The sequence below is a fragment of the Allotabrizicola aquatica (SeqCode) genome (assembly GCF_965194375.1).
Lineage (GTDB): Bacteria > Pseudomonadota > Alphaproteobacteria > Rhodobacterales > Rhodobacteraceae > Tabrizicola_A > Tabrizicola_A aquatica.
Genome location: NZ_CBDAEL010000004.1, coordinates 23,023 through 44,300, shown reverse-complemented (window position 1 = coordinate 44,300; position 21,278 = coordinate 23,023). Strand labels below are relative to the sequence as shown.

Genomic DNA, 21,278 nt, shown 5'->3' with positions numbered 1-21,278 from the left:
ATCCGCGTTGTGTCTGAGGGTCAAGCCCTCTAGATCAGACCTAATTCCTTTGAAACCGTGCCTTTGATGACAGACGAAGCCTTTTCCGCTCTCCCCGGTCATGCCTGCCAGGTTCTGGCGGCCGATGACATCTATGTCAGCCACGGCGCGGCACATGGCGACGGGTTAATGGGCCCTGCCGATGTCTGTCCCGGTGACATCTATCAACTGGACCCAGACAACCGCCCGCGCCGTCTTGTCGTCACCCGCGCGCCGGGCACGGCACAGCGCGTCGCCGCCGGGTCGGCCGTCGGGCGCGAGGGGGAAGTGATCCGGCTTGAGGCCCGCTATGCGCTGATGGGCGAAGAGGGTGACCGGGTTGAGATTTTGGTGCTGGCCCTGCCGGATGGCAGCCGCTTTGCCCTGCCCCTCTCTCCCATGGCCACGGCGACCGATTACACGCTTCTCAAGGTGGAAGCGGCCCCAGATGATGCGGGTCTGTCTGACCTTTTGTGCATCTCTTTTGCGCGCGGCACCATGATCACGCTGGCCACCGGCGCGCAAAAGCCGATTGAGGATCTGAACCCCGGCGACAAGGTGCTGACGCGCGACCATGGCGGCCAGCCGATCCGCTGGATCGGGCGCGCCACGCTCAAGGCTGTCGGCCCCTTTGCGCCCGTGGTCATCACCGCAGGCACTTTGGGCAATGCGGGCGATCTGATTGTCAGCCAGCATCACCGGATGTTCCTCTATCAACGCGAGCGGATGGCCGGGCTGGCCACCTCTGAGCTGTTGGTGCAGGCCAAGCATCTGGTCGATGGCGAGCGGGTGTTCCTGCGCGAAGGCGGCTTTGTCGATTTTCTCAGCATCGTCTTTGATCGCCATGAGATCATCTATGCCGAGGGCGTGCCCGCCGAAAGCCTGATGGTGAATGACGCCACCGTAAACCGCCTGCCCACCGAATTGTCCGCCGACGTCAAGGCGCGCTTTCCGGGTTTGCGTCAGGTGCAGCACTTTGGCACCGAGGCCGGGCGCCAGTTTCTGGATGCGGTCGGGGCGGAAACCCTGTTCAAACCGGGCCGAAGCCGGCGCTAAGCCCCGGCATTCGGCTGCATCTCGGTGGACGCGCGCCCGCCTTTGCGCTAAAGCCCCGCCCCATGACAAACGCAGCGCCCCTTCCGCCCGAAATCGCCCGCCGCCGGACCTTTGCGATCATCTCGCACCCCGACGCCGGCAAAACCACCTTGACCGAAAAGTTCCTGCTGTTCGGGGGTGCCATTCAGATGGCAGGCCAAGTGCGCGCCAAGGGCGAAGCCCGGCGCACGCGGTCAGACTTCATGAAGATCGAAGCCGACCGGGGCATCTCGGTTTCGGCGAGCGCCATGTCGTTTGACTACCGCGAGTTCCGCTTCAATCTGGTCGACACCCCCGGCCACTCGGATTTCTCCGAAGACACCTACCGCACCCTCACCGCCGTTGATGCCGCGATCATGGTGATCGACGGGGCCAAGGGCGTGGAAAGCCAGACGCAAAAGCTGTTTGAGGTCTGCCGGTTGCGCGACCTGCCGATCCTGACCTTTTGCAACAAGATGGACCGCGAAAGCCGCGATGTGTTTGAGATAATCGACGAGATTCAGGAGAATCTGGCGATTGATGTCACCCCAGCCAGCTGGCCCATCGGCGTGGGGCGCGAGTTTGTGGGCGCCTATGACCTGTTGCACGACCGGCTGGAGATTATGGACCGCGCCGACCGCAACAAGGTGGCAGAATCGATCAAGATTTCGGGGATGAATGACCCGAAACTGGCCGAACATGTGCCGGCGGATCTTTTGGCGAAGTTCCACGAAGAGATTGAAATGGCGCGCGAACTTCTGCCCGCCTTTGACCGCGCCTCCTTCCTGAACGGGTCAATGACGCCGATCTGGTTCGGGTCGGCCATCAACTCGTTCGGGGTCAAGGAACTGATGGACGGCATGGGCGAATACGGCCCCCAGCCGCAGCCGCAAAAGGCGGCTGAGCGGCAGATTTCGGCGGAAGAAAAGCCGGTCACCGGGTTCGTGTTCAAGGTGCAGGCCAATATGGACGCCAAGCACCGCGACCGCGTGGCCTTCGTGCGCCTTGCCTCGGGGCATTTTGAACGTGGCATGAAGCTTCTGCATGTGCGGTCGAAAAAGCCGATGGCGATTGCCAACCCGGTCATGTTTCTGGCTGCCGACCGCGAACTAGCCGAAGAGGCATGGGCCGGTGACATCATCGGCATTCCGAACCATGGGCAACTCCGCATCGGCGATGCTCTGACCGAAGGCGAGGCACTGCATTTCACCGGAATCCCGTCCTTCGCGCCAGAACTTCTGTCCGGCGTGCGGGCGATGGACCCGATGAAGGCCAAGCATCTGGAAAAGGCGCTGATGCAGTTTGCCGAAGAAGGTGCCGCCAAGGTGTTCAAGCCGATGATCGGGTCGGGCTTTATCGTCGGCGTCGTCGGGGCCTTGCAGTTTGAAGTGCTGGCCAGCCGGATCGAGCAGGAATACTCGCTGCCCGTGCGGTTTGAGCCGTCAAACTTCACCTCAGCGCGCTGGGTGGCGGGGCCGAAAGACGAGATGGAGAAATTCATCAACGTCAACAAGGGCCACATCGCCGTGGATAATGACGGGGCGACCGTATTCCTGACGCGCCTGAAATGGGACATTGACCGGGTCGAGCGCGACTACCCCGCGCTGAAGCTGACGGCGACCAAGGAAATGATGGTGTAAGCAGGTTACGCTCGCCCTTGGCATCTAGCTCGGCGCGAGGGGGCACCGGACCCTTCGAGGCCGTGGTGGACGGTTCGCCCTGCTGGCCGGACGGAGCACGAAAAATATTTCGCTGGCAAACTGACGGTCTGTGCACGGCGGACTGTCGGATTGAACGATGCCGACACGCGTTTTTGCCACCAAGACACAGCATACCGCCCGTTGACACGGCATTTTGACAAGATTTCAGGCATTTCGCCTGCCTTGCACCCCAGATCGGTTCACGGTTCAACTGAGCCGACCCTGATATTTGAGGCCCAAAATGCTCCTCTGCGATGATGTTTCCGCACTGCTCTCTCGGCTTGGCGTCACGCTGACAAAAGGCCCCCTGCCCGCCCATTCGCCGATCACCGGCGAGGTGCTGGTGCAGATCGCCGAAGACAGCCCAGCTATCGCGATCGCCCGAATTGACGCCGCGCACCGTGCCTTTCGCGATTGGCGGACAGTTCCGGCCCCAAAACGCGGCGAGCTGGTGCGGCTTTGGGCCGAGGAATTGCGCGCCCACAAAGCGGATCTTGGCCGTCTTGTCTCCATCGAGGTCGGCAAGGTCCTGTCCGAGGGCTTGGGCGAAGTGCAAGAAATGATTGATATTTGTGACTTCGCCCTGGGCCTGTCGCGGCAATTGTACGGATATACAATTGCATCCGAGCGACCAGAGCACCGCATGATGGAAACTTGGCATCCCTTGGGCGTGGTGGGGGTGATTTCCGCCTTCAATTTTCCCGTTGCGGTCTGGGCTTGGAACACCGCCCTTGCGCTCGTTTGCGGCAATGCCGTGGTGTGGAAGCCTTCGGAAAAGGCCAGCCTGTCGGCCCTTGCCGCCCATGCCATGCTGGAGCGCGCGATCACCCGCTTCAATACCGAAGGCGGCGCGGCCCCGGCGGGCCTGACCACGGTGCTGATCGGCGGGCGCATGCTGGGTGAGACGCTGGTGGATAGCCCCAAGGTGGCGCTGGTTTCGGCCACAGGGTCCACCCGCATGGGGCGCGAGGTTGGCCCGCGCGTCGCGGCCCGCTTTGGCCGCAGCCTCTTGGAACTCGGTGGCAACAACGCCGCCATCGTCGCCCCCACCGCGAACCTTGACCTGACCCTGCGCGGCGTGGCCTTTGCGGCGATGGGCACGGCCGGCCAGCGCTGCACCACCCTGCGCCGCCTTTTCCTGCATGAGAGCCTCTATGACAGCTTCCTGCCGCGCCTGAAGGCGGCCTATGCGTCCGTCAAGGTGGGCAATCCCTTGGAACAGGGCATGCTGGTGGGCCCCCTGATCGACCATGCCGCCCTTGAAGCGATGCAGATCGCGCTGGCACAGGCACGCGCTGCAGGTGGCACGGTGCATGGTGGCGATGTGGTGCAAACGGAGGGCGGCGCCTATGTGCGCCCCGCACTTGTCGAGATGCCCGACCAGATCGGCCCAGTCTTGAATGAGACCTTCGCGCCCATCCTTTATGTCATGAAATACAATGACTTTGACGATGCTCTTGAAAAGCATAATGAAGTTCCGCAGGGCCTGTCCTCTTCGATCTTCACCAATGATATGCGCGAGGCCGAGCTCTTTCTTTCAGCCCGCGGCAGTGATTGCGGCATCGCCAATGTCAACATCGGCCCCTCGGGTGCCGAGATTGGCGGCGCCTTCGGGGGTGAAAAGGAAACCGGCGGCGGGCGCGAAAGCGGGTCGGATGCGTGGAAAGCCTATATGCGGCGGGCCACCAACACGCTGAACTATGGCCGCAGCCTGCCCTTGGCGCAGGGCGTGACCTTCGACATCGGCTAACCTCCGTACCGTCCTGCGCCCTATCCTGCCCTGCCTCCGTTGCTTTGCTTGACCGCGAGGTGGTTTTCCAGTATCCGCCACTCACGGGGCTTGACCCTACGACGCCGGGACGCCCGGAAAGATGCGTCCCCTACTTTCCCTTGCGGGCCGATCCCGCAGTTTCAGGACGCTAATGACCAAATTCTCTGACCTTGCGCTGGATCCGCGCGTGCTGCAGGCTGTTGCCGAAGCCGGATACGAAACACCCACCCCCATTCAGGCTCAGGCCATTCCGCACGCCCTGCAGGGCAAGGATGTTTTGGGCATCGCCCAGACCGGCACCGGAAAAACCGCGAGCTTTACCCTGCCGATGATCACGCTTCTGGGTCAGGGCCGCGCCCGCGCCCGGATGCCGCGCAGCCTTGTGCTGGCTCCGACGCGTGAACTCGCGGCACAGGTGGCGGAAAACTTTGACATCTATGCCAAGCATACCAAGCTGACCAAGGCTTTGCTGATTGGCGGCGTGTCCTTTGGCGAGCAGGACAAGCTGATCGACCGGGGCGTTGACGTCCTGATCGCAACGCCCGGCCGTCTTTTGGACCATTTCGAACGCGGCAAGCTGCTTTTGACGGGCGTCCAGATCATGGTGGTCGACGAGGCCGACCGGATGCTCGACATGGGCTTTATCCCTGATATCGAACGCATCTTCTCGCTGACGCCCTTTACGCGGCAGACCTTCTTTTACTCGGCCACCATGGCGCCCGAGATTGAGCGGATCACCAATACCTTCCTGTCGGCAGCTGTGAAAATCGAAGTGGCGCGCCAAGCCACCACCTCGACCACGATCGACCAAAAGCTGATTCAGTTCACGCCCAGCCGCAAAGACCGCAGCTTTACCGAAAAGCGCGCCGTCCTGCGCGCGCTGATCAAGGCTGAAGGTGAGTCTTGCACCAACGCCATCATCTTCTGCAACCGCAAGATGGATGTGGATGTGGTGGCCAAGTCGTTGAAGTCGCACGGCTTTGACGCGGCCCCGATTCATGGCGATCTGGACCAAAGCATGCGCACCCGCACGCTGGAACAGTTCCGCGATGGCAAGTTGCAGCTGCTAATCGCCTCAGACGTGGCCGCGCGCGGGCTGGATGTGCCTTCGGTCAGCCATGTCTTCAACTTTGACATGCCCTCGCACCCCGAGGATTACGTCCACCGCATCGGCCGCACCGGCCGCGCTGGACGTTTGGGCAAAGCCTATTCGATCTGCGTGCCTTCGGATGCCAAGTATCTGGCTGCCATCGAGGCTTTGGTGAAACAGGAAATCCCGCGCGGCGAGGTGCCAGAGGGCGCGCTGGAGGGGCTGTCAGACCGGCCCGACCGCCCGCGCGATGAAACGCGCGGTCCGCGCAGCCGCGACCGCAACACTGACCGGCGCGACCGGCCGGTGAAGCCGCACACCGAGGTCGCCTCGCTGGAGCCCGTGGCCGCCCAGCCCGTGATCGAAGTTGCCGTCATGGCCGAGCCCGAGCAATCCACCGCATCCCGCCCCGAACGCAGCCGTGATCGCGGCGAGGATCGTCGTCGTGACGACCGCCGCCGCGACGACCGTCCGCGGGAAGATCGGCCGCGGGAAGATCGTCCGCGTGAGGATCGCCCCCGCGACGACCGTGCCCGCGATGAGCGCCCGCGCGAAGATCGCCCGCGTGACGATCGCCCTCGCGAAGAGCGCCCCCGGGAAGACCGCCGCGATCCGCGGCGCGAAGACCGGCGTGATCGTGCTCCGCGTGAGGACCATAACCGCGTGATCGGTATGGGCGATCATGTGCCGGATTTCATCTTGCGCAGCTTTGCTTTGAAACCGCAGTCGGCCGAAGACATGGCCGCCGAAGCGCTTGCTGAAGACGCCCGCGAAACCACCGCTGACGCATGATCTGACTCTTAGTCGATCAGCGGTAACGGATCTTTCAAAATCAAAAGGCCCCGCGTTGATCGCGGGGCCTTCTGATTTTCGACCTCTGGTTGGGTCACTCTGCCGTCAGTCGGCTGATGACCACTCGAACCTCGGGCTTTTTGCCGATCTCTTCCATCGCCACCTGCCGCACGATGCGCTTCAGCGCCTCGTCAAGCTTGTCATCGTCGGAGATGATCTTGCCAGAGGCGCGTTCCAGAAACTCGGTCAACTCGGCTTCCAAGGTTTCGGTCAACGGACGCTCACCCAAACCGGTGGCGGGCAAGCCCATCAGTTCCACCCAAGCCTCACCCAAGGGCTCATTCTGCTCGTCCAGAATGATCGTCACCATGACCAACCCGTTCAGAGCGAGACGGATGCGGTCACGCACCACCCCATCCATCGAACTAATCTGCGCCGTGCCATCCAGATAGACGCGGCCCGCTTCGATATGCTGCACCACTTTGGGAACATCGCCCGTCAGGTCCACCATCATGCCGTTGGTCGCCACGATCCCGGCAATCCCCGCCTCATGCGCGATGCGGACATGTTCGCGCAAATGGCGGTGTTCGCCGTGCATTGGCACCAGCATATCGGGCAGGAAGATGCGGTGGATGTGTTCCAGATCGGGGCGGTTGGCATGGCCCGAGACATGGTATTTTCCGTTGTTGTCATCGACAACATTCACGCCCATTTCGGAATAGGCGTTCATCAGCTTGTAGACGCCACGCTCATTACCCGGAATGGTTTTGGACGAAAACAGGAACGTGTCGCCCTGCTTCATCTCAAAGCCAAGGTATTTGCCCCGGCTGAGGGCCGCGCTGGCGGCGCGGCGTTCGCCTTGGCTGCCGGTGACCAACAGCATCAGGTTGCGGCGCGGGATTTCCAACGCCTCTTCCGGGCTGACCACGCGCGGAAAACCGGTCAACACCCGGGTTTCCTCGGCGACCGACACCATCCGCTTCATCGCCCGACCCAAGACGCAGATCGACCGATCCGCCGCCCGTGCCGCTTCGGCCAGGGTTTTCAGGCGGGCCACGTTCGAGGCGAAGGTGGTCGCCACGACCATACCGCTCGCGCCCCGGATCAACTCGGTCAAGGGTTCGGCCAAGCTTGCCTCAGACCGGCCGGGGTTGAGCGAGAACACGTTGGTGCTGTCGCACATCATCGCCTTGACGGGCGTCTCGGCCGCCACGGCCTCAAGCATTGCATCATCCCACCCCTCGCCAACAATCGGCGACGGATCGCGTTTGAAGTCACCGGTGTGCAGGATACGACCCGCCGGGCTGTCGATGATCAGGCCCGAGCTTTCGGGAATCGAATGCGGCATCGGCAGGAATTGCACTGTGAAGGGGCCGATTTCCACCGCAGCAGGCCGCGCCTCAAGGGTGTGAATGGCATCGAGCGGCAGCCCGGCCTCTTCAAACTTCAACCGGCCAATGCTGGCGGTGAACTTGCGGGCATAGACCGGCTTTTTCAGAAGCGGCCACAGATGCCCCAAGGCGCCGATGTGGTCCTCATGGGCATGGGTGATCACGATGCCATCCAGCCGGTCAAGATTTTCCACCAACCACGACAGATCGGGCAAAATCAGATCGACGCCGGGGCTGCTGTCCATATCCGGGAAGGCAACCCCCACATCGACCAGCATCAGCCGCTCTTTCCCCGGTTTGCCATAGCCGTAGACATAGGCATTCATGCCGATTTCACCGGCACCCCCAAGGGGAAGATAGATCAGGCGTTCGCCGCTCATACGGTTTCCTTGTTGTAGGCGTTGATGAGGACGAGGCCATGCATGGTCAGATCATCCTCAATCGCATCAAATAGTTCTGTTCCTTGGGCAAACAAGCTGGCCAGACCGCCAGTTGCAATCACCTTCATCGGGGCCGCACGTTCCCGCCGCACTTCGCGGACGATTCCTTCGACCAACCCAATATAGCCCCAATACACGCCCGACTGCATGCAGGCCACCGTATTCGTGCCAATGGCCCGGGTCGGTTTGGTCACATCGACATGCGGCAGCGCCGCCGCGGCCATATGCAGCGCTTCGAGCGAGAGGTTGACGCCGGGGGCGATGACCCCGCCGACATAGGCGCCGTCATGGTCGACCACGTCAAACGTGGTTGCGGTGCCGAAATCCACCACAATCAGGTTGCCGCCATGGCGGTCAAACCCCGCCACCGTGTTGACCAGCCGGTCCGGACCCACCGTCGTGCCTTGATCAACACGCGGCGCTACAGGAAGCTGACATTCGGGCTTGCCAACCACCAAGGGGCGGCAGCCGAAATAGCGGTCGCAGAGCACCCGCAAGTTAAACACCACGCGCGGCACGGTGCTGCTGATGATCGCCTCGGTAATGCTGGCTTCGGTCTTGGTCAGTGCCATGAGGCTGGAGAGCCAGACGAAATACTCATCCGCCGTGCGCTTGTGGTCGGTGGCGATGCGCCAGGTGGCGACAAAGCCGGTGCCGTTCCAGATGGAGAACACCGTGTTGGTGTTGCCGCAATCAATGGCCAAAAGCATGGCGCGTCCTTTCAGAAGAACACCTCAGCCGCCGGGATTTCCAGCCGTCCCGTGGCCGTCATGAGGATAAGGTTGCCTTGTGAATCAATCGTGTCAAACACCCCGTGATGGGTGTCTTTTCCAGTGCGCGCCCGGATCGTCTCGCCAAGCTTGGCCGCATGGGTCAACCATGCGGCGCGCAAGGGGGCAAAGCCTTGGGCGGTGAACACGGCCTCCCAGCGGGCATAGGCCGGAGCCAAGGCGGCCAAGAACGCCTCCGGCGCAACACGCAAGCCGGTTTCCGACAGCAAGGACACCGCAGGCAAAGCGCCCTCCTCCATCACGCTTTGGTCGGGATGGGCCATCAGATTGACCCCAATCCCAATCGCCAGCGCTTGGACACCGGTGCCAGCACTTGTCGCCTCAAGAAGAATTCCGGCGAGCTTTGACCCGTTCAAAAGCACATCATTCGGCCATTTCAGGCTGAAGGCCTCGGGCAACCCAGTCACCGCCACCAAGGCATCGCGCAAGGCCAGTGCGGCGGCAAAGCTGCGCAGCGCCACTTGGTCAGGGCGCTCCTTTGGAAAGAGCAACAGCGTGCCATGAAAATTGCCGGGTGGACTGGACCAGGCCCGCGCCCGCCTGCCCCGCCCCGCCGTCTGTTCCAGCCCCAAAAACCAAGCAGGCCCCGCCATCGCCGGGGCCTCACTTAGCGCGTGGGCATTTGTGCTGCCCACGCTGTCCAGAACAAACCTTAGAACGCCCTCAGGCCAGGCCTTATCCAAGAAGGGCCTCGGCGGCATGCAGCGCAATCGGTTCAATGCCGAAGAGGTTCACCACCCCGATCAGCATCGCCGCCGCCACGCCCACCAGCATCAGCCACTGCACCGGCGACATGCGGCTTTCGACCGGGTCCTGCTCGGCACCGAAATACATGAAGTAAACGATGCGCAGATAGTAAAACGCCCCGATGACCGAGGCCACAGCCCCGGCAATCGCCAGCCACACCAGCCCCGCATCCACTGCCGCTTTCAGCACATAGAACTTGCCGAAAAAGCCCAGCATCGGCGGGACACCGGCAAGGCTGAACAGCAAGACGAGCATCGCCATGGCCTTCAAAGGCTCGGCGCGGGCGAACTGGTTGAGGCTGCCAATATCGGTGACCGGACGGCCATCACGCTCCATCGACAGGATGAAGGCAAAGGTGCCAAGGTTCATGGTGACATAGATCGCCATATAGATCAGCGTGGCCTGCACCCCCTGCGGGGTGGCCGCAGCCAGACCGACCAGCGCATAGCCCATATGGGCGATGGACGAATAGGCCATCAGGCGCTTGATGTCCTTTTGGCCAATCGCAGCCACAGCGCCAAGGAACATCGACACCACCGCCAGCGCGGCCAAAACCTGGCTCCAATCGTCGGGCACGCTGCCAAAGGCGTCATGCACAACGCGGGCGATCAGCGCCATGGCGGCCACCTTGGGGGCGGTTGCGAAGAAGGCCGTCACCGGCGTCGGCGCGCCTTCATAGACATCGGGTGTCCACATGTGGAAGGGCGCGGCCGAGACCTTGAACGCCATGCCGGCGATCAGGAACACAAGGCCGAACAGCAGGCCCAAGGGCGCCTCGCCTTCGGTCAGGGTCGAGGCGATGCCCGCGAAGAGCGTGGTGCCAGCATAGCCGTAGACCAGTGATGCACCATACAGCAACAGACCCGACGACAGCGCGCCAAGGACGAAATACTTCAACCCGGCTTCGGTCGACTTTACACTGTCACGCCGCATCGCGGCCATGACATAAAGCGACAGCGACTGCAGCTCCAGCCCCATGTACAGCGCCATGAGATCACCGGCCGAGACCATGATCATCATGCCGATCACCGACAGCGTCACCAGCACCGGGTATTCGAACCGCGCCAAATCACGCCGCGCCATGTAGTCTTGCGACATGACCAGCACCCCGGCGGCCGAGATCAGGATCACGACCTTGGCAAAGCGGGCAAAGGCATCATCCACCACCATGCCGCCAAAGGCCGAGGCCCCCTCGCCGCCGCGCAAGGCGACCAGAAGCGCAAGCGCGACGAACAGGCCCGCTGTCGCCCAAGTCAAAAGCGGGGTCAGCTTATCTTTGCTGCCGTAAACCCCCACCATCAGTGCCGCCAGCGCGTAAAGCGCAAGAAGGATCTCGGGCAACAGGATCTGCAGATCAACACCAGTCATCGGATCGGTCCTTCAATGCGTCGCGGCTTCTGCCACAACGGGCAGGGCTGCATGGTAGTCGGTCAAAAGCTGGGCCACCGAAGGCCCGATGATATCGGTCACAAGTGCGGGGTAGACCCCCAGAAGCAGGGTCATCACGATCAAGGGCGCGAAAATCGCCCGCTCACGGCGGCTCATGTCCTGAATGGTGCGCAGCGCCTCTTTCACCAGCTCACCAAGGGCGACGCGGCGATAAAGATAAAGCGCATAGGCCGCTGACAGGATCACGCCAGAGGTCGCGATGGCTGCAACCCAGGTGTTGACCTGGAAGATGCCCATCAAGACCAAGAATTCGCCGACGAACCCGCTTGTGCCGGGAAGGCCCACATTGGCCATGGTGAAGAACAGGAAGACCAGCGCATAGGCGGGCATCCGGTTCACCAAGCCGCCATATGCGTCAATATCGCGGGTGTGCATGCGGTCATAGATCACGCCAACACAGAGGAAGAGCGCGCCCGAGATAAAGCCGTGGCTGATCATCTGGAAGATCGCCCCATCCACGCCCTGCTGGTTGGCCGCGAAAATCCCCATCGTCACATAGCCCATATGGGCAACCGACGAATAGGCGATCAGCTTTTTCATGTCCTCTTGGGCCAAGGCGACAAGCGATGTGTAGACGATGGCGATCGCCGACATCCAGAACACCATATCGGTCATCACATAAGACCCGACCGGGAACATCGGCAAGCTAAAGCGCAGGAAGCCATAGCCCCCCATCTTCAACAGCACCGCGGCCAGAATGACGGAGCCCGCCGTCGGGGCCTGCACGTGGGCATCGGGCAGCCAAGTGTGCACCGGCCACATCGGCATCTTCACCGCAAACGAGGCGAAGAAGGCCAAGAACAACAGCGTCTGCATCCCGCCTGCGATGGTCAGGCCCAGCACCGCCATCGGTTCGCTGGAAAACTCAAAGGCCATCAGCGTCGGAATGTCAGTGGTGCCCGCCGCGAAATACATCGCGATCATGGCCACCAGCATCAGAACCGAACCAAGGAAGGTGTAGAGGAAGAACTTGAACGCCGCATAGATGCGGTTCTGCCCGCCCCAGATGCCGATGATCAGGAACATCGGGATCAGGCCAGCCTCGAAGAACAGGTAGAACAAGACCAGATCCAGCGCGCAGAACACGCCGATCATCAGCGTTTCCAGCATCAGGAAGGCGATCATGTATTCCTTGACGCGGGTTTGAACGCCCCAGCACGACAGGATGGTGATAGGCATCAGGAAGGTGGTCAGCATCACGAAGAGGATCGAAATGCCGTCCACGCCCATCTTGTAGTTCAGCCCGGCAATCCACGCATATTCCTCGACGAACTGCATGTCGGTGTTGGCCGGATCAAACCCGATCAACAGGAACAGCGAAACAAGGAAGGTCGCGATGGTGGCCAAAAGCGCCAGCCACTTGGCGTTGGTCTCGGCGGCCTTGTCATCGCCCCGCAGGAACAGCGCCATGATCAGCGCGGCAACCGCCGGGATGAAGGTGATAATCGACAGGAGGTTATCCATAACTCAGTGACCCCCGAGAACCGTCCAGGTCAACAGGGCAGCAATCCCGAGAACCATGGCAAAGGCGTAGGTGAAGACATAACCCGACTGGGCACGGCCCGCGAGTTTGGTGAAGAAGGGGATGATCCCCATGGCGATGCCATTCAGCGCGCCGTCGATGACCGCGCCATCGCCCTTGTGCCACAGGAAACGGCCAAGCCATTTCGCGGGGCGGACGAAGACCCAGTCATAAAGCTCGTCAAAGTACCACTTGTTCAGCAGGAACAGGTACAGCGGGCGCTGTTGGGCGGCCAGCCCCACCGGCAGGCTGGGGTTCTTGATGTAGAAGAGCCAAGCGGTGAAGAGACCAATCAGCATCGCGACAAAGGGCGAGACCTTGACCCAAGCCGGCACCAGATGGGCGGCGTTGATGATGGTGGTGGGCGCATGTTCGGCCTTCTCCATCTTTTTCGGGTCAAGACGCGCATCGACCAGCGCCTGTTCGTCAGCCGTGAAGGGCAACATCACCAGCGCGCCTTTGGGGGCTGTGCCAGCGGCATGAGCCGCGTCGCCATGGGCAACGTCGGCTGTGCCCACTGTTGTGGCCTCAGTGGTGGTGGCCTCTGCGACAGCCTCCCCCTCGGCCGGGGCCGCGATGGTTTCGGCATGATCCTCGCCATGCGCCTCGGCATGGGCGGCGGCTTCCATTCCGAACCAATCGCGCACTTTGACCTCATCGCCAAAGTAGACCTTGTACCAAACCATTCCCGAGAACATCGCACCCAAGGCCAACGCAGCCAAGGGGATCAGCATGATCATCGGGCTTTCATGCGGCTCATGGTGCCCATGCCCATGACTGTCATGTGCATGATCGTCATGACTATGATCGTCATGCGCGGCAGCGCGGTTGGTGCCGTAAAAAGTCATGAACATCAGGCGCCAGCTGTAGAAGCTGGTAAAGCAGGCGGCGACCACCAAGAGCCAGAAGGCAAAAGAACTGCCGACATAAGCCACTTCAATCACCGCGTCTTTCGACAGGAAGCCGGCAAAGCCGTAATAGGTCAGCGGGATACCCACCCCGGTGATGGCCAGCGTGCCGATCATCATCGCCCAGAAGGTCAGCGGGATTTTCTTCCGCAAGCCACCATAGTTGCGCATGTCCTGCTCATGGTGGGTCGCATGGATGACCGAGCCTGCGCCAAGGAACAGCATGGCCTTAAAGAAGGCATGGGTGAAGAGGTGGAACATCGCCACCGGATAGGCCCCAAGCCCTGCGGCCACGAACATGTAGCCAAGCTGAGACATGGTCGAATAGGCGATCACACGCTTGATGTCGTTCTGCACCAGACCGATGGTTGCGGCCACAAAGGCGGTCAAGGCCCCGAGCACAGTGATAAAGGCGGTGGCCGAAGGCGCGTATTCATAGACCGGCGACATGCGGCAGACGAGGAACACCCCCGCCGTCACCATGGTCGCGGCGTGGATCAGCGCCGACACCGGGGTCGGACCTTCCATCGCGTCCGGCAACCAAGTGTGCAGGAACAATTGGGCCGATTTGCCCATCGCGCCGATGAACAGGAGGACACCAATCAGATTGGCCGCGTTCCAGTCAGCCCACAGGAAATGCAGGTTGGTTTCCGCCAGCGCAGGGGCAGCGGCAAAGACATCGTCAAACTTGATGCTGTCGGTCAGATAGAACAGCGCAAAGATGCCAAGGGCAAAACCAAAGTCGCCAACGCGGTTGACCACAAAGGCCTTGATCGCGGCGGCATTGGCGGTGGGCTTGCGGTAGTAGAACCCGATCAGAAGGTAGGAGGCAACGCCCACGCCCTCCCAGCCAAAGAACATCTGCACAAGGTTGTCGGCCGTCACCAGCGACAGCATGGCAAAGGTGAAGAACGACAAGTAGGCAAAGAAACGCGCCCGATAAGGCTCATCAGGACCCCAGTTGTCGTCATGGGCCATGTAGCCAAACGAATAGAGGTGCACGAGCGCTGAGACGGAGTTGACGACGACCAGCATGATCGCGGTCAGACGGTCCACCCGGATACCCCATTCGGTGGACAAGGCCCCGCTTTCGATAAAGCGCAAGACGGTGATGTGCTGGGTTTCGCCGTCAAAGGTCAGGAAGATGACCCAAGACAGGATCGCCGCCAGAAACACCAAAGCGGTGGTCAAGATCTGCGCCGGACGCTCGCCAATAAGACGCCAGCCAAAGCCGCACAGAATGGCCCCGATCAGAGGAGCAAAGAGAATGATCTGAGCCATTGCGTCAGCCTTTCATCACGTTGACGTCTTCGACGTCGATGGTGCCGCGGTTGCGGAAGAACACCACAAGGATCGCAAGGCCAATGGCGGCCTCGGCGGCGGCGACGGTCAGGATGAACAGGGTAAACACCTGCCCGACCAGATCGCCCAGGTAAGATGAGAAGGCGACGAAGTTGATGTTCACCGCCAGAAGCATCAATTCGATCGACATGAGGATGACGATGACATTCTTCCGGTTCAGGAAGATGCCAAAGATGCCAATGACGAACAGCGCCGCCGCCACTGTCAGGTAATGTTCAAGTCCCACCATTCTCATGTCCCTCAGGGCATTTGCCCGTTGTCTTATCGCTGTCGTGTCTTTGTCGCGGCGGGGTGCCCCCGCCCCTTTGGCTTAGAGCCCCTGCCCCGGCTTGACGTCTTTCAACTCCATCGCCTTGGCCGGATCGCGCCACATCTGATGCAGCACATTCTGGCGCTTCACATCCTTGCGGTGACGCATGGTCAACAAGATCGCGCCGATCATCGCGACCAGCAGGATCAGGCCCGAAAGCTGGAACAAAAGGATGTACTTGTCATAGATGATGAGACCCAAAGCGCGGGTGTTCTCCACCTGATCGGCGGCAGGCGCCACCGCATCGCGCAAGCCCATCGCGCCTTCGGCCTGCACCCAAGCGCCAACACCCAGCGACAGTTCCATCAAGATGATGATGCCGATCAGCATGGCCAAAGGCATGGTGCGGGCCATCTCGCCCTTCAACTCGGCAAAGTCGATGTCCAGCATCATGACGACGAACAGGAACAGAACCGCCACCGCGCCGACATAGACGATGATGAGGAGCATGGCGACAAACTCGGCCCCCAAAAGCACGAAGAGCCCGGCCGAAGAGAGGAAGGCCAAGATCAGCCACAAAACCGAATGCACCGGGTTGCGGCTGATGGTGACCATAAGGCCTGCCGCCACCGTGACGATGGCAAAGGCATAAAAGGCGTAATCAGCGACGGTCATGCGTCTTTCTCCCCAGTATTGGCGGCAGTCTCGGCAAAGACCGACTGCGCAATCTCCAGCGCTTTTTGCATGGCAGGAACGCCGCCAAACATGCTCATCTGCCAGATCACTTCGGCAATCTCGCGCTGCGTGGCCCCGGCACTCAGCGCCTGACGGATGGTCATGCGCAGCTGCACATCGGCCTGCGCCCCCAAGACTGTCAGCGCGGCAATCGTCACCAAAAGGCGGGTGCGCGCATCAAGGCCCTCGGGATTGAAGGTTTTGCCAAACCACGCCTCAAGCATGTCTTTCGGCAGCGTCGGGAAGAGCTTTTCAAAGCCCTTCATATCCATGCTTTCCAATGCCGGATTGAAGGCAGCGGCCATTTTCTGGCCCTGCTCCATCATCTGCTGGAAAAACTTGGCAAGATCATCGGTCATGTCAGATCACCGATACGGCGCGTCGAGTTCAAGATTGCGGGCAATCTCGGCTTCCCAGCGCGCGCCGTTTTCCAAGAGCTTGTCTTTGTTGTAAAACAGCTCTTCGCGCGTTTCGGTCGAAAACTCGAAGTTCGGGCCTTCGACGATCGCATCCACCGGGCAGGCCTCTTGGCAGAAACCGCAGTAGATGCACTTGGTCATGTCGATGTCATAGCGCGTGGTGCGGCGCGAGCCGTCTTCACGCGGTTCGGCGTCGATGGTGATGGCCTGCGCGGGGCAAATCGCTTCGCACAGCTTGCAGGCGATGCAGCGTTCCTCGCCATTGGGATAGCGGCGCAGCGCGTGTTCGCCACGGAAACGGGGCGAAAGCGGCCCCTTTTCATGCGGATAGTTCAGCGTGGCCTTCGGCGCGAAGAAGTATTTCATGCCAAGGCCAAAGCCTTTGATGAAATCGGCCAAAAGGAAGTATTTGGTCGCACGGCCCCAGTCGATGTTTGCCATTGCCTCAGCCTCCGATGGTCCAGCGGGCCCAGAAGGTGCCCAGAATTTCAAACTTGGCCAAGAACGCCACGATCACGACCCATGCGAGCGACATCGGAAGGAACACTTTCCAACCAATCCGCATCAGCTGGTCATAGCGGTAGCGGGGCACAATCGCCTTCACCATCGCGAAGAAGAAGAAGAAGACCCACATCTTCGCAACCATCCACCACCAGCCATCGGCCAGACCGGGAATCGGAGAGAGCCAGCCGCCGAAGAACAACAGCGACATCAGCGCGCACATCAGGAAGATGGCGATGTATTCGCCGGCCATGAACAGAAGGTAGGGGGTGGAGGAGTATTCCACCATGAACCCGGCGACGAGTTCGGATTCCGCTTCCGGAAGGTCAAACGGCGGGCGGTTGGTTTCGGCCAAGGCCGAGATGAAGAACAGGAACACCATCGGGAAGTGCGGCAGCCAGTACCAGTTTAGAAGGCCCAGATCGCCGTCTTGCGCGGCCACAATGGCGCCAAAGCTCATGGAACCCGTCGAGATGATGATGCCGATGATGATAAGCCCCAGCGAGACTTCGTAAGAAATCATCTGCGCGGCGGACCGCAGCGAGCCAAGGAAAGGGTATTTCGAGTTCGACGCCCAACCGCCCATGATCACGCCGTAAACTTCCAGCGACGAGACGGCAAAGACGAAGAGGATCGCCACGTTGATATCGGCCAAGACCCAGCCTTGGTCAAACGGCACGACGGCCCATGCCAAGATCGCGAGCACAAAGGACAGCATCGGGGCCAAGAAGAACACCGGGCGGTCTGCACCGGCGGGAATGACGATTTCCTTGACCACATATTTCAGTGCATCGGCCACCGATTGCAAAAGACCAAAGGGGCCAACCACGTTGGGGCCTTTGCGCATTTGCACGGCCGCCCAAATCTTGCGGTCACCGTAAACAAGGAACAACAGGCTGATCATCACAAAGGCAATGATTGCAAGGCTTTGCAGCGCAATCAGCACCGCAATTCCCGCGCCGGTCTGGAAGAATTCAGCCATGATCCCTTACGTCCCCTTAGCCTTTTCGTGGCCCTTACACCGTCGGAATGCCACGTGCGCCACAGTCGCGCACGGTCACTTCGGCGTCTATTGTTCTCAACCCTTCGGGCAGCGCCGCCGAGATGGTGTAAACCGCATCCCCGCGCCAAGTTCCACCCTGATTATCGACATTTGTCCGCACATGGCGGGCAAATCCAAAGCCCCGGATCAGCGCATATTGCGCCGCAGCACAGGCCGCATAATCGGCCACGTCCTGATTGTCCCTTGCCCCGGTCATTTCCACCCGGAAATTCACGAGATCCCCGTCCAAAAGGAGCGTCTCGATCCCGCCATAGCTGGGCGAGAACGTGCCGCTCGTCACCTGCTCACCCCCCGCGCAGCCCAACAGGATCGCGGACGCGACCCCAAGGCTGGCGATGGTTTTGCAGGCAAAGCACATATCCGCTTACTCCGCCGCCAACTGCGCGGCAGCGCGCGACTTGGCCAATGCAGCCAACTCGCCCATCACCGCACTTGCGCGCGCAATCGGGTTGGTCAGGTAAAACTCGCGGATCGCTGGGCGGAAGGTGGCCTTGGCGGGGGCCTTCACGGCCAAAGGCTGCCAGTCGTTTTCGGCGACCTCGTCCACGCGGCCCAAATGCGGGTGCTTGGCGACCAGATGGGCCCGCAGCGCCGCCAAGCTGTCCCACGGCAGGGTCTGGCCGACTTCAGCCGAAAGCGCGCGCAGGATGGCCCAGTTTTCCTTGGCCTGCCCCGGCGCGAACCCGGCGCGCACCGCCAGTTGCGGGCGGCCTTCGGTGTTCACGAAAAGCCCGTTTTCTTCGGTATAGGCAGCACCCGGCAGAATGATGTCGGCCCGCTGCGCGCCCCGATCACCATGGCTGCCTTGATAGATCACGAAAGGACCCGCCGCGATCTCGACCTCATCAGCACCAAGGTTGTAGATCACCTCGGCCCCTTCGGTTGCCTTGGCCAGACCGCCTTCGGTCACTGCGCCCACGTCCATCGCGCCAACGCGCGCTGCGGCGGTGTGCAAGACCATGAGCTTGGCCCCTGCCCCGGTGGCATAGGCCATGGCTTGGGACAGTACCGCCTCACCATCAGCCTCATTGATCGCGCCTTGGCCGATGATGACCAGCGTGTTGTCCTTGGCCGTAACCTTGCCCACGAGGTCGACCAGAGCGGCGCGGTCGGTGCCCATGTGCTTGTACTCATAGCTCAAATCGCAGGCTTCGCCGATCAGACCGACCGTCGCGCCCTTGGCCCAAGCCTTGCGGATGCGGGCGTTCAGCACTGGGGCTTCCACGCGCGGGTTGGTGCCGATCAGAAGGATGGTCTTGGCCGTATCGATATCGTCCACCGATGCCGTGCCGACATAGGCTGAGCGGTTTCCGCTGGGCAACTTCGCGTTGTCGGTGCGGCATTCCACATGCCCGCCCAGACCTTCAACCAGGGTCTTCAGCGAATAAGCCGCCTCAACCGAGGCGAGATCGCCCACAAGACCGGCAACCTTCTTGCCTTTCATCGCCGCCGCCGCCGCAGCCAGAGCCTCGGGCCAATCCGCTTTGCGCAGCTTGCCGTTTTCGCGGATGTAAGGCGTGTCTAGGCGCTGCCGACGCAGACCGTCCCAGATGAAGCGGGTCTTATCGGAAATCCATTCCTCATTCACGCCGTCATGGTTGCGCGGCAAAATGCGCATCACTTCGCGGCCCTTGGTGTCCACGCGGATGTTCGATCCCAAGGCATCCATCACATCGATGGTTTCGGTCTTGGTCAATTCCCACGGACGGGCGGTGAAGGCGTAAGGCTTTGAGGTCAACGCGCCGACCGGGCAGAGGTCAATGATATTGCCCTGCAGATTGCTGTCCAAGGTCAGGTTAAGATAGCTGGTAATCTCGCTGTCTTCCCCCCGGCCCGTCTGGCCCATCTGGGTGATGCCAGCCACTTCGGTGGTAAAGCGCACGCAGCGCGTGCAGGAAATGCAACGCGTCATCTTGGTTTCCACCAAGGGACCCAGATCCAGATCTTCCGATGCGCGCTTGGGCTCGCGGTAGCGCGAGAAATCAACGCCGTACGCCATGGCCTGATCCTGCAGATCGCACTCGCCGCCCTGATCGCAGATCGGGCAATCGAGGGGATGGTTAATCAGCAAGAACTCCATCACCCCTTCACGGGCCTTTTTCACCATGGGCGAGGTGGTTTTGACCACCGGGGCCTCACCGTTAGGGCCGGGGCGCAGATCGCGCACCTGCATCGCGCAGCTTGCCGCTGGCTTTGGCGGACCACCGACAACCTCGACCAGACACATCCGGCAGTTGCCCGCGATGGTCAGACGCTCGTGGTAGCAAAAGCGCGGAATTTCCACGCCTGCCACTTCGGCGGCCTGAATGATGGTCATCGCGCCATCCACCTCGACCTCGATACCGTCGATGCTGATCTTCTTGAGGTTGGTCATCTGCCTACCCGTCCTTCACCTGATCCCGCCTCAAACCGTGTGCTTGGGGCGGCCATTCCGTCATTCCGTCTGGTCATCCGTCAAACCGCAAAAGCTGTCCGATCAGACTGTCCTTGGCGATCTCTTCCTGACCGATCTTGCAATAGCCCGCCTGTGCGCCAACCACCGCGCCGTGTCTGCGCAGCCAATCCGACGCCAAAGCCCTCGCACGGGCTTTTTCGGCTTTGGAGGTGACAAACGCCTTCACCTCTTGGCTGCTATAGCCCTTTTCCAGCGCATAGTTCCGTAGCGAGTTCAGTTCGGACAAAGCCCGCAGTTTCCGCGCCGAGATGCTGTCGCAATTGTCGTCGATGCTGTCTGCGATGAAGCCCTGCAACAAGGTCTCATTGATGTGCTTTTCCGTGTTGATCGGTTCCAGCGCCAAGGCAGGAGCTGCCAAGGCTGGGATGCTCAGCGCACAAAGCGCAATGCCAAGAATGGAACGTGTCATGGTCGCCTCCAAAGCGGGTACGGTCCCATGACATGGGCTCAATCGCTTTGCTATGCCATGACAGGATGCGATGCGGCTCATAGGCAGCCCCCATCAAACACCCAAGACCCGGCGACAAACCGCCCAAGGGCCCGACCATCCAGCTTTGAACCCCGGCTTTCGCACAAGGCACCGGCCACGCGCTTGGCGATCAGACCTTGATCCATCGCCATCGCACCCTGATCGGCCGCGACCGTGATTTGCGCACCAGACAGGGTGGGTTGCAGGTCCACGAGATATCCAACACCGTCTTGCGAAATGGCCACAGGTCCGCTGGCAGCCAGCGGCATCGGGGCGGGCCCCGGTGCAGCGCAAGCGGTCAACAGACCCAGCGACATCATCGCAATCCCCT

The 21,278-nt window shown here is 61.1% G+C and carries 19 protein-coding genes; 4 read left to right on the top strand and 15 right to left on the bottom strand.

What is annotated here, in order from left to right; genetic code table 11:
• Nucleotides 1–66: 66 nt before the first annotated feature.
• From AC72UB_RS07195 to AC72UB_RS07180, 4 genes are all read left to right on the top strand, one after another.
• Complete coding sequence (locus tag AC72UB_RS07195; protein WP_505189174.1) at nucleotides 67–1,074, top strand: Hint domain-containing protein; 1,008 nt, start codon at nucleotides 67–69, stop codon at nucleotides 1,072–1,074.
• A gap of 62 nt (nucleotides 1,075–1,136) precedes the next feature.
• On the top strand, nucleotides 1,137–2,732 hold the full coding sequence (locus AC72UB_RS07190; protein WP_463290292.1) for a peptide chain release factor 3: 1,596 nt from the start codon (nucleotides 1,137–1,139) through the stop codon (nucleotides 2,730–2,732).
• A gap of 301 nt (nucleotides 2,733–3,033) precedes the next feature.
• Entirely contained in the window at nucleotides 3,034–4,542 is a 1,509-nt protein-coding gene (gene amaB, locus AC72UB_RS07185) for an L-piperidine-6-carboxylate dehydrogenase (protein WP_505189173.1), read from the top strand.
• Nucleotides 4,543–4,714: 172 nt separating this feature from the next.
• On the top strand, nucleotides 4,715–6,445 hold the full coding sequence (locus tag AC72UB_RS07180) for a DEAD/DEAH box helicase (RefSeq protein WP_505189172.1): 1,731 nt from the start codon (nucleotides 4,715–4,717) through the stop codon (nucleotides 6,443–6,445).
• A 94-nt stretch (nucleotides 6,446–6,539) separates the two neighbouring features.
• Here the strand turns inward: AC72UB_RS07180 and AC72UB_RS07175 are convergent, their stop codons facing one another.
• From AC72UB_RS07175 to AC72UB_RS07105, 15 genes are all read right to left on the bottom strand, one after another.
• Nucleotides 6,540–8,216 (bottom strand): ribonuclease J, encoded by a 1,677-nt coding sequence (locus tag AC72UB_RS07175; protein WP_505189171.1) that lies wholly within the window; start codon nucleotides 8,214–8,216, stop codon nucleotides 6,540–6,542.
• Nucleotides 8,213–8,986, bottom strand: coding sequence for a type III pantothenate kinase (locus tag AC72UB_RS07170; protein ID WP_463290296.1), 774 nt, complete (start codon nucleotides 8,984–8,986; stop codon nucleotides 8,213–8,215). Before AC72UB_RS07170 ends, AC72UB_RS07175 begins: the two co-directional genes overlap by 4 nt.
• An 11-nt stretch (nucleotides 8,987–8,997) precedes the next feature.
• Nucleotides 8,998–9,750, bottom strand: a complete 753-nt coding sequence (locus AC72UB_RS07165; protein ID WP_505189170.1) for a biotin--[acetyl-CoA-carboxylase] ligase — start codon at nucleotides 9,748–9,750, stop codon at nucleotides 8,998–9,000.
• Complete coding sequence (gene nuoN / locus AC72UB_RS07160; protein WP_505189169.1) at nucleotides 9,743–11,182, bottom strand: NADH-quinone oxidoreductase subunit NuoN; 1,440 nt, start codon at nucleotides 11,180–11,182, stop codon at nucleotides 9,743–9,745. The genes AC72UB_RS07165 and nuoN overlap by 8 nt, the downstream gene beginning before the upstream one ends.
• A 12-nt stretch (nucleotides 11,183–11,194) precedes the next feature.
• A complete protein-coding gene (locus tag AC72UB_RS07155; RefSeq protein WP_505189168.1) occupies nucleotides 11,195–12,727 on the bottom strand; it encodes an NADH-quinone oxidoreductase subunit M in 1,533 nt (510 codons plus the stop codon).
• 3 nt (nucleotides 12,728–12,730) lie between these two features.
• Nucleotides 12,731–14,974, bottom strand: coding sequence for an NADH-quinone oxidoreductase subunit L (nuoL, locus tag AC72UB_RS07150; RefSeq protein ID WP_505189167.1), 2,244 nt, complete (start codon nucleotides 14,972–14,974; stop codon nucleotides 12,731–12,733).
• Between the two features lie 4 nt (nucleotides 14,975–14,978).
• Nucleotides 14,979–15,284 carry an NADH-quinone oxidoreductase subunit NuoK gene (gene nuoK / locus AC72UB_RS07145; RefSeq protein WP_463290300.1) on the bottom strand — a complete coding sequence of 102 codons (306 nt, stop codon included), beginning with the start codon at nucleotides 15,282–15,284 and terminating at the stop codon, nucleotides 14,979–14,981.
• 81 nt (nucleotides 15,285–15,365) lie between these two features.
• Nucleotides 15,366–15,980 (bottom strand): NADH-quinone oxidoreductase subunit J, encoded by a 615-nt coding sequence (locus tag AC72UB_RS07140; RefSeq protein ID WP_505189166.1) that lies wholly within the window; start codon nucleotides 15,978–15,980, stop codon nucleotides 15,366–15,368.
• Entirely contained in the window at nucleotides 15,977–16,399 is a 423-nt protein-coding gene (locus tag AC72UB_RS07135; protein WP_463290302.1) for a carboxymuconolactone decarboxylase family protein, read from the bottom strand. The genes AC72UB_RS07140 and AC72UB_RS07135 overlap by 4 nt, the downstream gene beginning before the upstream one ends.
• A 6-nt stretch (nucleotides 16,400–16,405) precedes the next feature.
• A complete protein-coding gene (gene nuoI / locus AC72UB_RS07130) occupies nucleotides 16,406–16,900 on the bottom strand; it encodes an NADH-quinone oxidoreductase subunit NuoI (protein WP_463290303.1) in 495 nt (164 codons plus the stop codon).
• Nucleotides 16,901–16,904: 4 nt separating this feature from the next.
• Nucleotides 16,905–17,942: an NADH-quinone oxidoreductase subunit NuoH gene (gene nuoH / locus AC72UB_RS07125; RefSeq protein ID WP_505189165.1), complete on the bottom strand. Its 1,038-nt coding sequence runs from the start codon at nucleotides 17,940–17,942 to the stop codon at nucleotides 16,905–16,907.
• Between the two features lie 34 nt (nucleotides 17,943–17,976).
• Complete coding sequence (locus AC72UB_RS07120; RefSeq protein WP_505189164.1) at nucleotides 17,977–18,381, bottom strand: YNQ4 family lipoprotein; 405 nt, start codon at nucleotides 18,379–18,381, stop codon at nucleotides 17,977–17,979.
• 6 nt (nucleotides 18,382–18,387) lie between these two features.
• On the bottom strand, nucleotides 18,388–20,397 hold the full coding sequence (gene nuoG / locus AC72UB_RS07115; protein ID WP_505189163.1) for an NADH-quinone oxidoreductase subunit NuoG: 2,010 nt from the start codon (nucleotides 20,395–20,397) through the stop codon (nucleotides 18,388–18,390).
• Nucleotides 20,398–20,470: 73 nt separating this feature from the next.
• A complete protein-coding gene (locus tag AC72UB_RS07110) occupies nucleotides 20,471–20,887 on the bottom strand; it encodes a DUF5333 domain-containing protein (protein ID WP_505189162.1) in 417 nt (138 codons plus the stop codon).
• 77 nt (nucleotides 20,888–20,964) lie between these two features.
• Nucleotides 20,965–21,267, bottom strand: coding sequence for a hypothetical protein (locus AC72UB_RS07105; protein WP_505189161.1), 303 nt, complete (start codon nucleotides 21,265–21,267; stop codon nucleotides 20,965–20,967).
• Between the last annotated feature and the right edge of the window lie 11 nt (nucleotides 21,268–21,278).

Bases quoted from the DNA above. Each gene is read 5' to 3' on its own strand.
- AC72UB_RS07195 (WP_505189174.1), top strand. From the start codon at position 67: ATGACAGACGAAGCCTTTTCCGCTCTCCCCGGTCATGCCTGCCAGGTT.
- AC72UB_RS07190 (WP_463290292.1), top strand. From the start codon at position 1,137: ATGACAAACGCAGCGCCCCTTCCGCCCGAAATCGCCCGCCGCCGGACC.
- amaB (WP_505189173.1), top strand. From the start codon at position 3,034: ATGCTCCTCTGCGATGATGTTTCCGCACTGCTCTCTCGGCTTGGCGTC.
- AC72UB_RS07180 (WP_505189172.1), top strand. From the start codon at position 4,715: ATGACCAAATTCTCTGACCTTGCGCTGGATCCGCGCGTGCTGCAGGCT.
- AC72UB_RS07175 (WP_505189171.1), bottom strand. From the start codon at position 8,216: ATGAGCGGCGAACGCCTGATCTATCTTCCCCTTGGGGGTGCCGGTGAA.
- AC72UB_RS07170 (WP_463290296.1), bottom strand. From the start codon at position 8,986: ATGCTTTTGGCCATTGATTGCGGCAACACCAACACGGTGTTCTCCATC.
- nuoN (WP_505189169.1), bottom strand. From the start codon at position 11,182: ATGACTGGTGTTGATCTGCAGATCCTGTTGCCCGAGATCCTTCTTGCG.
- AC72UB_RS07155 (WP_505189168.1), bottom strand. From the start codon at position 12,727: ATGGATAACCTCCTGTCGATTATCACCTTCATCCCGGCGGTTGCCGCG.
- nuoL (WP_505189167.1), bottom strand. From the start codon at position 14,974: ATGGCTCAGATCATTCTCTTTGCTCCTCTGATCGGGGCCATTCTGTGC.
- nuoK (WP_463290300.1), bottom strand. From the start codon at position 15,284: ATGGTGGGACTTGAACATTACCTGACAGTGGCGGCGGCGCTGTTCGTC.
- AC72UB_RS07140 (WP_505189166.1), bottom strand. From the start codon at position 15,980: ATGACCGTCGCTGATTACGCCTTTTATGCCTTTGCCATCGTCACGGTG.
- AC72UB_RS07135 (WP_463290302.1), bottom strand. From the start codon at position 16,399: ATGACCGATGATCTTGCCAAGTTTTTCCAGCAGATGATGGAGCAGGGC.
- nuoI (WP_463290303.1), bottom strand. From the start codon at position 16,900: ATGGCAAACATCGACTGGGGCCGTGCGACCAAATACTTCCTTTTGGCC.
- nuoH (WP_505189165.1), bottom strand. From the start codon at position 17,942: ATGGCTGAATTCTTCCAGACCGGCGCGGGAATTGCGGTGCTGATTGCG.
- AC72UB_RS07120 (WP_505189164.1), bottom strand. From the start codon at position 18,381: ATGTGCTTTGCCTGCAAAACCATCGCCAGCCTTGGGGTCGCGTCCGCG.
- nuoG (WP_505189163.1), bottom strand. From the start codon at position 20,397: ATGACCAACCTCAAGAAGATCAGCATCGACGGTATCGAGGTCGAGGTG.
- AC72UB_RS07110 (WP_505189162.1), bottom strand. From the start codon at position 20,887: ATGACACGTTCCATTCTTGGCATTGCGCTTTGTGCGCTGAGCATCCCA.
- AC72UB_RS07105 (WP_505189161.1), bottom strand. From the start codon at position 21,267: ATGATGTCGCTGGGTCTGTTGACCGCTTGCGCTGCACCGGGGCCCGCC.